This window comes from Mycobacterium sp. E787, assembly GCF_001668725.1.
Lineage (GTDB): Bacteria > Actinomycetota > Actinomycetes > Mycobacteriales > Mycobacteriaceae > Mycobacterium.
On record NZ_LZKL01000064.1, the window covers coordinates 225,606 to 239,766 of the forward strand.

General features: G+C 69.6%; 6 protein-coding genes. 2 read left to right on the forward strand and 4 right to left on the reverse strand.

The features are described 5' to 3' along the window. Positions 1 to 371 precede the first annotated feature (371 nt). On the reverse strand, positions 372 to 599 hold the full coding sequence (locus tag A5705_RS14355) for a DUF3618 domain-containing protein (RefSeq protein ID WP_067876598.1): 228 nt from the start codon (positions 597 to 599) through the stop codon (positions 372 to 374). 105 nt (positions 600 to 704) lie between these two features. On the opposite strand from A5705_RS14355, the gene bcp reads away from it, so the two are divergent. Together bcp and A5705_RS14365 are read left to right on the forward strand one after the other, a co-directional pair. Continuing rightward, entirely contained in the window at positions 705 to 1,178 is a 474-nt protein-coding gene (bcp, locus tag A5705_RS14360; protein ID WP_068278238.1) for a thioredoxin-dependent thiol peroxidase, read from the forward strand. Positions 1,179 to 1,336: 158 nt separating this feature from the next. Continuing rightward, the gene (locus A5705_RS14365; protein ID WP_068278240.1) at positions 1,337 to 2,749 is read left to right on the forward strand and encodes a PE domain-containing protein; all 1,413 of its coding nucleotides are present in this window, start codon (positions 1,337 to 1,339) and stop codon (positions 2,747 to 2,749) included. 65 nt (positions 2,750 to 2,814) lie between these two features. On the opposite strand, the gene A5705_RS14370 is transcribed toward A5705_RS14365, so the two are convergent. Genes A5705_RS14370 through A5705_RS14380 form a run of 3 tightly spaced genes read right to left on the reverse strand, consistent with a single transcriptional unit; the run spans position 2,815 to position 13,854 of the window. Further along, a complete protein-coding gene (locus tag A5705_RS14370) occupies positions 2,815 to 4,209 on the reverse strand; it encodes a dipeptidase (RefSeq protein ID WP_197521271.1) in 1,395 nt (464 codons plus the stop codon). Then, positions 4,206 to 4,598: a holo-ACP synthase gene (locus tag A5705_RS14375; protein WP_067876104.1), complete on the reverse strand. Its 393-nt coding sequence runs from the start codon at positions 4,596 to 4,598 to the stop codon at positions 4,206 to 4,208. The genes A5705_RS14370 and A5705_RS14375 overlap by 4 nt, the downstream gene beginning before the upstream one ends. A gap of 28 nt (positions 4,599 to 4,626) precedes the next feature. Then, positions 4,627 to 13,854 carry a type I polyketide synthase gene (locus tag A5705_RS14380; protein ID WP_068278243.1) on the reverse strand — a complete coding sequence of 3,076 codons (9,228 nt, stop codon included), beginning with the start codon at positions 13,852 to 13,854 and terminating at the stop codon, positions 4,627 to 4,629. Positions 13,855 to 14,161 lie beyond the last annotated feature (307 nt).

Sequence of the window (14,161 nt, forward strand, 5' to 3'; positions counted from 1 at the left end):
GTTTCAGAAAGGATTCGCTAGGGGCAGCCGGTTTGCACGGACGCCGGTTGTTCGCCGCGGGTCTGAAACCAGCACAGATTCAGGGCCTCGGCGCGTACGCTGACCGACATGGCTACCAAGACCAAGGTCAAGACCTGCGTACATTGCGGCCATACTTTCGATCCCAACGACCGACGGCGTGACTTGTCCGACCCGGATTGGCTTCCGGCCGCATCAGTCTATTGTTCGCATGAATGCAGTGACCGGTTCCATTGCGATCTGGGACATTGCTGCTCGGCCCACGTGAAAGAGAAGGCTCGGCGCGAAGCCGCCAAAGCGGCGCGATAATCAACACCCGCTACTTGCTGCACTGGGAGCGGGATATCCCGACCTCAGCGGTCCCTGATCCTGCGCACCGCCACGATCACGACGACCGAGGAGATGCCGACCAGCGAGGCGATCACCACCGGCTTCTTCACGAATTCCACCGCCCGCGCCTTGAGGTCGTCGGCGAGGCGGCGAGGGTTGGCCCGCTCGGCGAGTGAATCGACGGTGGCCGCCAGCTGGTCGCGGGCCACATCGATGTCCCGCTTGATGGCCTCGGGGTCCCGGTCCGCCACGTGTCTGTCCTCCAAGTCACCCATTTCCGGCTAGTGCACCTGCCGGAACTACCCTAGATCAGCCGGGGATAACCCCGACGCCGCGGTGAACAGAAGGGACTTACGTTGACCGAGACCACGCGACTCGCCCCTGGCGACAAGGCGCCTTCGTTCAGCCTGCCGGACGCCGATGGCAACAAGGTGTCACTGGCCGACTTCAAGGGACGCCGCGTCATCGTGTACTTCTATCCCGCCGCCTCCACCCCCGGATGCACCAAGGAGGCCTGCGACTTTCGCGACAACCTCCGTGACCTCAACGACGCCGGCGTGGACGTGGTGGGCATCTCGCCGGACAAGCCGGAGAAGCTCGCCAAGTTCCGGGATGCCGAAAAGTTGACGTTTCCGCTGCTGTCGGATCCCGACCGCAAAGTGCTGACGGCCTGGGGCGCGTACGGCGAAAAACAGATGTACGGCAAGACCGTCACCGGCGTGATTCGCTCGACGTTCCTGGTCGACGAGAAGGGCAAAATCGCCGTCGCGCAGTACAACGTCAAGGCCACCGGCCACGTCGCCAAACTTCGGCGCGACCTTTCGCTCTAGTCGAGTTACGGCCACCGCCGCGCCGGCGCGAGGAAATCGAGTAGCCGTTTACTCTATGCCGCATCGCAGCACCGCGGGACAATTGAGCATCCTGTTCTGACGGGTGGAGGACCGCCGGGGCTAGCGACAACCAGGGGCTGGCTCGAAGGTGGACCGACATGTCGTACGTCATCGCGGCGCCGGAGATAATGACTTCGGCCGCAACGGATTTGGCGACAATAGGCTCGGCGCTCAGCGCAGCGCACGCGGCGGCGGCGGCCCAGACTACGGGGGTGCTGGCCGCGGCCGAGGATGAGGTGTCGGCGGCCATTGCGGCGGTGTTCTCCGCCCACGGCCGGCAGTTTCAGGCACTGGGTGCGCAGGCGGCGGCGTTTCACGACCAGTTTGTGCGGGCGGTGCAGGCGACTGCGGGCTCCTACGCCGGCGCCGAGGCCGCCGGCGTGGTGGCGCTGGCGGCCGGCCCCGCGCAGACCCTCGAACAGGAGATCCAGGCCCTGCTCAACGCGCCCGCCCTCGGAAACACCTTCGTCCTCGTTCAGCAGGAAATTCAGCTGGCGAGAAACACGCTGGTCACCGGTATTTTCGGGACGCCGGCTGAACCGCCATTCTCGGCAACGCAGCCAGGGACCTTCACCGGCACACCGTCACCGCTGACCAGGTTGGAAGACGCGGTGATATTGCGGGCGGTGGGGGCTTTCATGAACCTGCCCGTGATCGACAGCCAGTTTGTGATGCCGAATTCGCCCCTTCTCGCGCTGCTTGCCAGCAACGCCCCGCCACTATCGCTGTTGGTTGGCAATTCCCCACCGAAGCTGTTGACGCTGCTGCTCGGTGAAACCGTCCAGCACACCACGTATGACGGCATGAGCGTCGTGCAGATCACCCCGGCCCATCCAGACGGCAACTACGTGGTGGCCATTCACGGCGGTGCGGGTATCTTTCCGCCCTTGATCTTCCACTGGCTCGCCTACACGGCGATGGCCCACCAGACCGGCGCGACCATCGAAGTGCCGATCTACCCGTTGGTGCAGCAGGGCGGCACCGCCGGTGTGGTGGTGCCCAAGATGGCGGGCCTGATCTCCTCGGAAATCGCCGCCCACGGCGCGTCCCACGTCAGCGTGCTCGGGGACTCGGCGGGAGCAAACATCGCGCTCGCGTCTGTCGAGTACCTGGTGGTCAACAACGAGACGGTGCCGGCATCGATGGTGTTGCTGTCTCCCCCGGTAGACCTATCCTGGAGCAATCCGAGCATCGGGTCGATCCGGGGTTCCTGGCTGCCCCCCGTCTCGACCATTCAACAGATCGCCAAGCAGTGGGCGGGCAATCTGCCCGCCAACAACTATGAGGTGAGCCCGCTGAACGGGCCGCTCAACGGGCTCCCGCCCACCACGGTCTACGCGGGCACCCAGGACATCACCGCACCCGACGTGTTGGTCCTGCAGCAAGAAGCCGCCGCCCAAGGGGCTCCGATCAGTTTCGTACTGGCCGCCGGCGAAACACACGACTGGGCCTTCATCACTCCGGACGCGTTTGGCTATTGGCCGCAGATCAAACAGGAACTCGGTATCTGAAGGCGCGCCGCGGAAAGCGCTCAGCAGAAACAAAACTCGTGGTCACCGGCCACGGCTGCGCTGCTCTAACTCAGGCCCGCCAGCAGCAGCGCCTCGGCGACCGCCGCGCGTTCCAGCACGCCCAGATGCAGGCTCTCGTTGATGCTGTGCGCCTGCGTCGCGGGATCTTCGACGCCGGTGACCAGGATCTTGGCCTGCGGGAACGCGGCGGCGAACTCGGCGATGAAGGGGATGGAGCCACCCATCCCCATGTCGATCGGCTCGGCGCCCCACGCCTCGCGGAACGCGGCCCGCGCGGCGTCGTAGACCTTGCCGGTGGGCTCGATGGCATAGGGCTGGCCGATTTCTCCACGGGTCACGGTGACCCGCGCGCCCCAGGGGGCGTGCCGCTGAAGGTGCGCGGTCAGTGCGTCCAGATGCGCCGCCGCGTCGCCGCCGGGCGCCACGCGCATGCTGACCTTGGCCCGCGCCCGCGGGATCAGGGTGTTGGACGCGGCGTCGACGGGAGTGGTGTCGATGCCGATCACGGTGATCGCCGGTTTGGCCCAGAGCCGTTGCGGCACCGGGCCCGAGCCGATCTCGGACACGCCGTCCAACAGGCCCGAGTCGGCGCGAACCCGCTCGGCCGGAAAGTCCGGGAAATTCAGTGCGGCGACGTCGGTTTCGTGCAGGCCTTCCACCGCCACGTTGCCGTCGTCGTCGTGCAGGCTGGCCAGCAGCCGCACCAGCGCGCTGAGCGCGTCGGGAATCACGCCACCCCACAGGCCGGAGTGCAGCCCGTGGTCGAGGGTGGCGACCTCGACGACGCAGTCGGCCAGCCCGCGCAGCGACACGGTCAGCGCCGGGGCGTCGGTGCTCCAGTTGTCGGAGTCGGCGATGACGATCACGTCGGCGGCCAGCGCGTCCCGGTGGGCGGCGAGCAACCGGCCCAGCGACGGCGAGCCGGATTCCTCCTCGCCCTCGACGAAGACCGTCACGCCTACCGGCGGCCGGCCGCCGTGCGCCCGGAACGCCGCCAAATGCGTTGCGATGCCGGCCTTGTCGTCGGCGCTGCCGCGGCCGTAGAGCCGCCCGCCGCGTTCGGTGGGCTCGAAGGGCGGCGACGCCCACTGGCCGGGGTCGCCCTCGGGCTGCACGTCGTGATGCGCGTACAGCAGCACGGTCGGCGCCCCGGGCGGCGCCGGATGCCGCGCGATGACGGCCGGCGCGCCGCCCTCGCTGACGATGCGCACGTCCCCAAAACCCGCCTGCGACAACAGGTCCGCCACCGCCCGCGCGCTGCGGTGCACCTCGTCGCGCCGGCCCGGGTCGGCCCAGACCGATTCGATGCGCACCAGGTCCTCGAGATCGCGGCGCACCGACGGCAACACGTCGCGCACGCGCTCCGTTATCTCGCGAGCAGACACAAAAGCCCCTGCTTCCCGGCGTGTCGCGGCGCTTTTGTGTCTGCTCGCGCTCAAGGAGTCTCCAAGATGGCGACCGCGGCCGCGGTATCCCCTTCGTGCGTCAGCGACACGTGGATCGTCACGTCGGCCAGGTGCTTGGCGATGTCACCGGTCAACCGCACCCGCGGCCTGCCCCACATGTCGGTGACCACCTCGATGTCGCGGTGGATGTCCTCCGGCAGCATGGGCCGCTGGGCGAACCGGGAGCCCGACCACGCCTTGATCACCGCCTCCTTCGCAGCCCAGCGGGCGGCCAGGTGACGCGCGGCCGACGAGCTCTTGTCCGAGGCGTCGCGCCGCTCGCCCGGCGTGAACGTCTCGGAGAAGACGGTGCCCGGCTGGTCGACCTGCTCGGCGAAATCAGGAATGGAGACGAGATCGATCCCCACTCCGACAATGCCCATGGCTGGCCAGGTTATCGGATCGGCGACGTCATACGACAAAAGCCTCGTCTTCGCCGAGCCGGGCGGCCGGATTCAGCAGCATCGCCGCCTCCTGGCGCTTCTCCGGCGCGTCGTGGTCGAAGCGACGGCCCGGCGGCCGCTGGTACATCGGCGGGCCGCCGGCCATGGCCGAGACCAGCCGGCGCTGCCCGGCGAGCAGCCGGGCATCCGCGCGCCGCTGGTAATCGGCGCGCTGATCCGCGTCCAGCGCGGCGATGAACGCCTGCGGGTGCACCAGCGCCACCAGGCCGGACACGTGGCCGAACCCGAGGCTGGTCAGCATCCCCGCCTTCAGCGGGAACTTCTCGCCGAGCCGCAGCGTGTCACGCACCCACACGAAGTGGGCGGAGCCGGACAGTTCGTCGTCGACGCAGTCCAGGCTGCGGTTGGGCGGGATCACCCCGTCGCGCAACATCTGGCACAGCCCCATCATCTGGAAGACCGCCGCGCCGCCCTTGGCGTGACCGGTGAGGCTCTTCTGCGACACCACGAACAGCGGCGCGCCCTCGGAGCGGCCCAGCGAGTCCGCCAGCCGCTCGTGCAGCTCGGTCTCGTTGGGATCGTTGGCCAGCGTCGACGTGTCGTGCTTGGAGATCACCGCGACGTCGTCGGCGCCCACGCCGAGCTTGGCCAGCGCCCGCGCCAACGGCGACTCCTTGCCGCCGCGGCCCGCGCCCAGCGCCCCGAGGCCCGGGGCCGGGATCGAGGTGTGCACGCCGTCGCCGAAGGACTGCGCGAAGGCCACCACCGCCAGCACCGGCAGCCCCATCTTCAGCGCCAGGTCGCCGCGCGCCAGCAGGATGGTGCCGCCGCCCTGAGCCTCGACGAAGCCGAGCCGGCGACGGTCGTTGGGTCGCGAGAACTTCGAGTCGTGAATGCCCCGGCCGCGCATCATGCCGGTGTCGGCGGTGGCCGCCATGTCACCGAAGCCGATGATGCCCTCCAGCGTGAGGTCGTCGATGCCGCCGGCGACCACCATTTCGGCCTTGCCGAGCCGGATCTTGTCGACGCCCTCCTCGACCGACACCGCCGCGGTCGCGCACGCGGCGACCGGGTGGATCATGGCGCCGTAGCTGCCGATGTAGGACTGGACCACATGCGCGGCAACGATATTCGGCAGGACCTCCTGGAAGATGTCGTTCGGCTTGTTACGGCCCAACAGGTTTCCGTGGTACATCGTCTGCATCGACGTGCCACCGCCCATGCCGGTGCCCATCGTGTTGGCCACCATGCTGGGGTGGACGTAGCGCATCACCTCGGCCGGGCTGAAGCCGGCGGACAGGAACGCGTCGACGGTCGCGACGATGTTCCAGACCGCAAGGCGGTCAATGGAACTCGCCATGTCGGGACTGATGCCCCACACCGTCGGGTCGAACCCGGTCGGCACCTGGCCGCCGACGACCCGCGACAGCTTGGTCTTGCGCGGCACCCGGATCTCGGTGCCGGCCTTGCGGATGACCTGCCAGTCACTCGAGTCGGGCACCGGCCGGATGATCGTGTGCTCCGGATCGAACTCGGCGAAGGCGCGCGCGTCGGCCTCCGACGAGACCACGAACGCGAAGTCCTTCTCCAGGAACACCGACACCAGCAGCGGCGACGCGTGATCCGGGTCGATCGCGCCGTCGTCGACGAACTCACGAATGCCGCAGCGCTCCACCACGGTGTCGCGGTAGCGCTCGACCAGTTCCGCCTCGTCGACCAGCTCGCCGGATGCGGTGTCGTACCAACCGGGTTGGGGATCGTCCTCCCAGCGGATCAGCCCGGTGGTCCACGCCAGCTCGAGCACGCCGGCCGCCGACAGCTCGTTGTCGACCTCCATCTCGAATCGGGTGCGCGACGAACCGTACGGGCCGAGCTCGGCGCCGCCGACGATCACCACCAAATCGGCGGGGTCGACGTCGAGGTCGTCCCACTCCGGCGGGGGCGCCGGGGTGAATCCCCGCGGCGGCGACGGCAGCGCGGCGATGGTGCCCTCGGCCGGGCCGTCGTCGTCGGCGGCCGCTTCGACCGACATCTCCTCGCGCGCCTTGGCGGCCAACTCGGCCATGTCCAGCTGGGCGTCGCCCAGCCCGCCGGTCAGGTCGGCCTCGATCGGCTTGCTCGCCGCGGCCACCTTGGACTCCACGTCGCACAGGGCGAGCAGCATCGCGGCCATCTCGTCGGTGGAGTAGGTGGTGACGCCCGCCTCCTCGACGGCGTCGACGATGGCGTCGTTGTGGCCCATCAACCCTGTGCCGCGGGTCCAGCCGATCAGCGCGTGCGCCAGGCTGACTCGGGCCGCCCACGACGATTCGGCGTGCCAGCGGCTCACCAGCGCGTCGAGTGCCGACTTGGCTTCCCCGTAGGCGCCGTCGCCGCCGAACATTCCGCGGTTGGGCGAACCGGGCAGCACCACGTGCAGCCGCGACGCGATGTCGCGCTCGGCGCCGATCTTCGACAGCCCGCCGATCAGTCGCTGCACGGCCCACAGCAGCACCTTCATCTCCATCTCGGAGCGCGAACCCGCCTCCGACATGTCCCCGACCACGCGCGGCGCCGCGAACGGGAACAGCAGCGTCGGTGTCTGCGCGTCCTTGATGTGAATGGACTGCGGCCCAAGGCTTTCGGTTTGCTCGGTGCCGACCCATTCGACCAGCGCGTCGATGTCGGAGTAGGACGCCATGTTGGCCGCCACCACCCACAGCGCGGCGCCGTAGCGGGCGTGGTCGCGGTACAGCCCGCGGTAGAACGCCAGCCGTTCGTCGTCGAGCTTCGACGTCGTTGCGATGACGGTGGCGCCGCCGTCGAGCAGTCGCGCAACCACCGACGCGGCGATCGAACCCTTGGAAGCCCCTGTCACCACGGCGGTTTCGCCGCTGTAGGGGCCCGGGTTCGGGTTCTCCGCGCCGGCGGCGATCCGGCCGTACAGCGACGCGTGGATCTGACGCCCGGCGGCCAGCGACTTGCCCTGCCACCAGGTGGCCTGGGTCGCGACGACGTGCCCGGCACCCTCGAATCGCTCGGAGAGCCGCACCCAGTCGGCATCGATGTCGCCCTCGTCGGCCAGCCACAGCCTGACCAGGTCCTCGCGGGCGCTGGCCCAGCGATCGTCGAACACGACGGCCTTCTTCGAGTCGAACACCGGCGCCACCAAACGCGGCCAGTCCGCGCCCAATTCGGCGGTGACCAGGTCGATGAGCTCGGCATCGGTGGCAGCCGGTGACACGCTCACCGGATCGTCGAGGCCCAGCTGGCCCAGCACCAGGCGGGCGGCCGAGGCCAGCACGCCGTCGCGACCGGTGATCTGGTCGGTGAATTCGCTCAGCGCCGCCGCGTCGATGGTCGCGCCACCGCCCGCGCCGCCGGCCGACGGCAGCGCCACCGAGACGCCGCGCCGTGCAGCGACCGAGGCGACCGCGGCATCGATCACCTTGTCGACGGAGGCGGCGTCGGCCAGCGCGCCCTCGTGCAGGTGGCCCATCGCGCCGCCGCGAACGCTGGCGCCCTCGCGGGTGCCCAGCGCCACCTCGACGGTGACGTGCTTGGCCCAGCCGTCGCCGAGCTCCCAGGTCTTCTTGACCCGTTCGGCGATGGCGGCGGGACGCTTGCCCGAGGGGCCGAGAACCGTCCGCAGCTGATCGTTGATCGCGTCGGAAAGCACCGGGCCGTAAGGCTTGTACGTTCGCGCCAGCTTGGTGACCTGTGCCCGCAGCCCGGCCAGGTCGGCCTCGGCGGCACCGTCGATGGCGCCGAGATTCAGCTCCGAACCCAGGTCGACCAGCAGCTGGTTGCGCCGCGAGGACGCGCCGTCGGTGATGGACTCGATGGAGTCGAGTTCCTCGATCTGGTCGATGCGCATCTTGGCCGACAGCGCGATCAACGCCAGGGTGGCGTCGGCGGCGTCGAACCCGATGTCGTCGGGGCGGGCGGCTCCGGACGGCGCGGTCGGCACCGGCGCGGGCGCGGCCTCCACGGCGGCGTCGGTCGCGACAGCCTCGGCGACCGGCTCCGCCGCCTCCTCCGGCTCCGGCTCGGGGTCGGTGTCGGTGGCGAACAGCACGGCGGCGTCGCGCTCGGCGTTGAGCACTTCCACTGTGCTGTGCGCGTATTCGGGCAGCTTCAGCGTGTTGGTGGCCAGCCCGGCGACGGTCGGTGCGGACTTCACACCGATCTCGACGAACCGCTCGACGCCCAGACCGCCCGCGGCCTCCTCGATGAACAGCAGGTCCTGGGTTTCGATCCAGCGCACGGGGCTGGCGAACTGCCACGCCAGCAGCTCGATGAACACGGTGCGCGCCATTTCGGCCGGCCGCTCGCGCCGCCAGGTGTCGTAGTCGGCCAGGATCTCGTCGAGCGGCTCGGCCGGCACCAGATCCCTTATCTCCTGGATGAAGTCACGGTCGAGCGTGAACGGCCGCGGCACCAGGTTCGGGATGTAGCGCCCGATGATGAGGTCGGGGTCCGCGTCGCGCGGCATGACCCGCTCCAGCGAACGACGGAACTCGGCGACGCCGACGCGCAGCACCCGCGAGTGGAACGGCACGTCGATGCCGGGCACCAGGATGAACGATCGCCGCCCACCCGTCAGCTCGCGGCGGCGTTCGACCTCGGCCTCCAGGGCCTCCAAACCGCGCACCGTGCCGGCGATCGCATACTGCGACCCACGGAGGTTGAAGTTCACGATCTCGAGGAATTCACCTGTGCTCTCGGCGATTCCGGCGACGAAAGCCGAAACCTCGTCGTCGGGCAGGTCGATCTGCGAGGGCCGGATCGCCGCCAATCGGTAATTGGAGCGGCCGAGCTCGTCGCGCGGCACGATGTCGTGCATCTTCGAGCCGCGGTGAAACACCATCTCCAGCAAGGCTTCCAGCTCATAGATGCCCGTCACGCAGGCCAGGGCGGTGTACTCGCCGACGGAGTGGCCGCAGGCGATGGCGCCCTCGACGAAGGCGCCCTGCTCGCGCATCTCGGCGACCTGGGCGGCCGCCACGGTGGCCATAGCGACCTGGGTGAACTGCGTCAGGTAGAGCACGCCCTCGGGGTGGTTGTAGTGCACACCGCTGGCGATGATGCTGGTCGGGTTGTCGCGCACCACGTGCAGCACCGAGAAGCCCAGCGTGTCACGGGTGAACTTGTCGGCGGCGTCCCACACCTTGCGGGCGGCCTTGGAGCGGGCCCGGACCTCCATTCCCATGCCCTTGTGCTGGATGCCCTGGCCGGGGAACGCGTAGACCGTCTTCGGGGCGGCCAGCCGCGCGGTCGCCGACATGACCAGATCCGAGCCGACGCGCGCGGCCACCTCCAAAACCTCTGCGCCCCGGTCGATTCCGACGCGGTCCACCCGGAAGTCGACCTCGTCGCCGGGACGCACCATGCCCAGGAATCGCGCGGTCCAGCCGATCAGGCGCGCGGGCGGGCGGGCCTGACCGTCGGTGGCGGTCGCGGCGTGCTGCGCGGCGGCCGACAGCCACATGCCGTGCACGATCGGCGATTCCAGGCCGGCCAGCAGCGCGGCCGCCCGATCGGTGTGGATGGGGTTGTGGTCACCGGAGACCACCGCGAAGGGGCGCATGTCGACCGGCGCGGCCAGCGTGACGTCCCGGCGGCGGCGCCGCGGGGTGTCGGTCGCGTTCTCGGACACCGCTCCGCCGGCCCGGACCGGATCGGTCAGCTCGGCGGTACCGGTGCGCCCGAGAATCGCGAAACGCTCAGTCAGCGCGGCGATCAGGTCCCCCTCGGCCGACTTGATCGTCACCGATACTCCGACCACGCGGCCCATGTCGGTGTCGACGGCCCGCGCAGCCGTTGCCGTCACGGTGAATTGCGCCGGCACCGTCGGCAACTTGCCAACGACGTGGGCGGCGTGGTCCAGGTGCACCAGGCTCAGCAGGCCCTCTACCACCGGCACGCCGGCGTCGGTGACCGCCGACCCGATCGCCGCGAAAACCGCCGGCCAGCAGAGGCCGACCAGCGCGTCGGGCACCGTGGTGAGGCTGGGCGCCAGCGGCTCGCCGAACGTGGCCGTGACGCCGGTGTGGTCCGCGACCCGCTCGGGGTCCCAGTCCACCGTCGCGGTGGCCGTCCCGTCGGTGACCGCGGGCAGGAAGTCCGGCCCGTCGACCCCCGCGGCGATCGCCAGGACCGCGCGCATGGCGATCGTGGCGTCCTCGGTGGAAACCACCGGGGTGCCGCCGTCGGCGGTGTTGGCGGGCAGTTGGAAGGGGATGTCGATCCAGGTGCCCGACAGCGGCACGCTCAGGACGACGCGCTCGCCGTCGACGGAAAGCTGCGCGCCCGTGGAAGAGTGTGTGGCGCGGCGGCTTTGGGGCCCGTCGTGCACCAGCCAGTCAGCGGGGTCGGCGATGCGATGCACCGGGTTGGTGGTCGTGCGCCCGGCCCACTGCACGTCCGGCGCGTCCAGTACGACGGCCAGCGGCCCGGTCACGTCCGGGCGGCCCAGCCGGCGCGAGGTGACGGACCGGGGCTGACCGTTGGACGCCAGCACCTCGTCGATGGCGGCCTGCTCGAAGCGGTCCAGCAGCTCGCCGACGGGCTCGTCCATCCGGGTGATCCCGGCCACGGCCGCCGTGCCCGGGATGATGCAGACCTGGTCGGCGTCGTAGCGGGCGTCGTGGGCCTGCCACAGCGAGTCGCTGCGCCACCAGCGCCGCACGTCCTTGTCGATGACGGGCACGAAGTTGACCGGCTTGCCCAGCGTCTTGCACAGCGTGACGAAGAACGGAACATCTGCCGGATGCAGCTGCACCGATTCCGCGTCGGGATAGTGCGCAAGCAGCGTCGCGATCGCCTCGTCGGGGTTCTGCAGCAGGTCGGAGTCGGTCGAACCAGAAAACAATGTCTCGATGGGGCCGAAATCCTTTGCGTGCAGGCGCGCTTCGGCCCGCTGCAGCATCTGCTGGAATCGGTCGCGCCACGTGTCGGCGAGCCAGGGGCTGCCCGGTGCGGCGGTGTCGGCGGTCGAATTGCCCTCGCCGATGGTCAGTTCGACGTAGCGCCGCAACCACTGCAGGTAGGTCATCTCCGCGACGTCGCCGAAATACGGCTTGGCGGTGTTGGCCATCGCCGCGATGATCTCGTCGCGCCGCTCGGCGACCGCCTCGGCGTCACCGGCGACCTCGTCGAGCAACCGGCCGCAACGGGAGGCGCTGTTGTCGATCTCGTGGATGTCGGCCCCGAGTTGGCTGCGGCTGGAAGCCATGCCGCCCTGGGCTTTTCCGGCGCTGATCCACTGGTCGGTGCCGGTGGTGTCGACGAGAATCCGCTTGACCGACGGGGAGGTGGTGGCCTCCAGCGTCGCCATCGCCGCGGTGCCGACCAGGATGCCGTCGATCGGCATCAGCGGGAAGCCGTAGGACTCGGCCCAGCGCCCCGACAGGTACTCGACCGCCCGCTCGGGGGTGCCGATGCCGCCGCCGACGCAGACGGTGATGTTGGGACGCGAGCGCAGTTCCGAGTAGGTCGCCAGCAGCAGGTCGTCGAGGTCTTCCCAGGAGTGGTGGCCGCCGGCGCGGCCGCCCTCGATGTGCACGATCACTGGCTTGGTCGGCACCTCGGTCGCGATGCGGATGACCGAGCGGATCTGCTCGACCGTGCCGGGCTTGAACACCACGTGGCTGATGCCGACATCGTTGAGCTCGCCGATCAGCTCGACGGCCTCCTCGAGGTCCGGGATGCCGGCGCTGATCACCAGACCGTCGATCGCCGCGCCGGACTGGCGCGCCTTCTGCACCAGCCGCTTGCCGCCGACCTGGAGCTTCCACAGGTACGGGTCGAGGAACAGCGCATTGAACTGATAGGTGCGTCCGGGCTCGAGCAACCCCGACAGCTCCTCGATGCGATCGGCGAAGATCTGTTCGGTCACCTGCCCGCCGCCGGCCAGCTCGGCCCAGTGCCCGGCGTTGGCCGCGGCGGCGACGATCTTGGCGTCGACGGTGGTCGGTGTCATGCCCGCGAGCAGGATCGGCGACCGCCCGGTCAGCCGGGTGAACTTCGTGGACAGCTTGACACGGCCGTCGGGCAGCGAGACCACGGTCGGGGCGTAAGTCGACCAGGCGCGCGCGACCTCGGGCACGGCCCCGACGGTGAACAGGTTGCGCTGACCGCCGCGGGTCGCCGCGGGCACGATGCCGATGCCGAGGCCGCGGATGACCGGCGCAGTCAGCCGGGTCAGGATGTCGCCGGGCCCGAGGTCGAGGATCCACCGCGCGCCGGCCTGGTGAACGCGCGTGATCTCGTCGACCCAGTCGACGCCGTCGACCAGGATGGCCTCGGTCAGCTTCCGGGCCAGCTCGACATCGAGGCCGACCTTCTCGGCCCAGCCGGCGACGATGTCGATGCCGTCGGACAGCCGCGGGGTGTGGAAGCCCACCTCCACCCGGACCGGGTCGAAGACCGGCGCGAAGACGTCGCCGCCGCGGATCTTGTTCTTGCGGTCGGCCTCCTCCTTCTCGGAGATCTGCCGGCAGTACAGCTCGAAGCGCGAGAGCTGCTCCGGGGTGCCGGTGATGACCACCGACCGCCGGCCGTTGCGAATCGACAGCACCGGGGGCAGCACGGTGCGCACGTCCTGCGCGAACTCGTCGAGCAGCCGGCGAATGCGGTCCGGGTCGGCATTGGTCACCGACACCATCGGCGGCCGGTCACCCAGCACGGAGATCCCGCGCCGGCGGGCCACCAGCGTCCCGGCAGCACCGATGAGCTGCGCCAGGGCCAGCAGTTCGACGTCGCGGGCCCCCGCGGCCCGGAAGGCCTCGACGGCCAGCACACCCTGCGAGTGCCCGACGACCGCCACCGGCGGCGTCGCGGTCCAGTCCATACCCTGCCGGGCGAGGGCACGCGCGGCCGCGATCTGGGTGAGCAGCACGCCGGGGATCGACACCGCCGCCGACGTCAGATGCTTGTCCGACGGGACGGGATCCTCGGCCGCCAGAGCGCGGACCCAGTTCAGCGGTTCGAAACCGATCGGACGCACCACGACCAGCTCTTTGGCCACCGGCTCCAGCAGGAGTTCCACCTCGCCGACCAGGGTCGCCAGGTCGGATTCGATCCCCGCGGAGGACACCAGCTCCTCGAGGGTCTCCAGCCAGGCGCTGCCCTGGCCACCGAAGGCGATGGCGTAGGACTCGCCGGCCGTCAGGCGGTCGACCAGAGCATCCGTGTTGTGCGGGCCAGTCCCGTCGCGGTCGGCGGACACCCGGTCGTGCTCGTGGATCGTCACCTTCTGTATCTCCCCTGCTTGCGTCTTTACATCTCGGTCGTTCGGCCGGTCCCGACGGATGGGCCTGCTTACATAACGCGATTCCCCGTCGAATCACAGCCGGAGGACGGCTGGCCGGTGTGTTGCCGGCGGCCGCCCCGATGGCGCGGGAGGGGCGGCGGACCGCATCGGCTGTACTAAGAGTGTCATAAGGATCAGTGCCCTTTTTGCATGTCGATCGGTTACTGGCGAGTTCTACGCACGGGTAACCGTGTCCTGGGTAACACGGCGTTGAACCGGCCGCGCGGGCGCCGTGAACAAACCTGCT

Excerpts from the sequence above, each read along its gene's own strand:
- A5705_RS14365 (WP_068278240.1), top strand. The coding sequence starts at position 1,337 with ATGTCGTACGTCATCGCGGCGCCGGAGATAATGACTTCGGCCGCAACG.
- A5705_RS14375 (WP_067876104.1), bottom strand. The coding sequence starts at position 4,598 with ATGGGCATTGTCGGAGTGGGGATCGATCTCGTCTCCATTCCTGATTTC.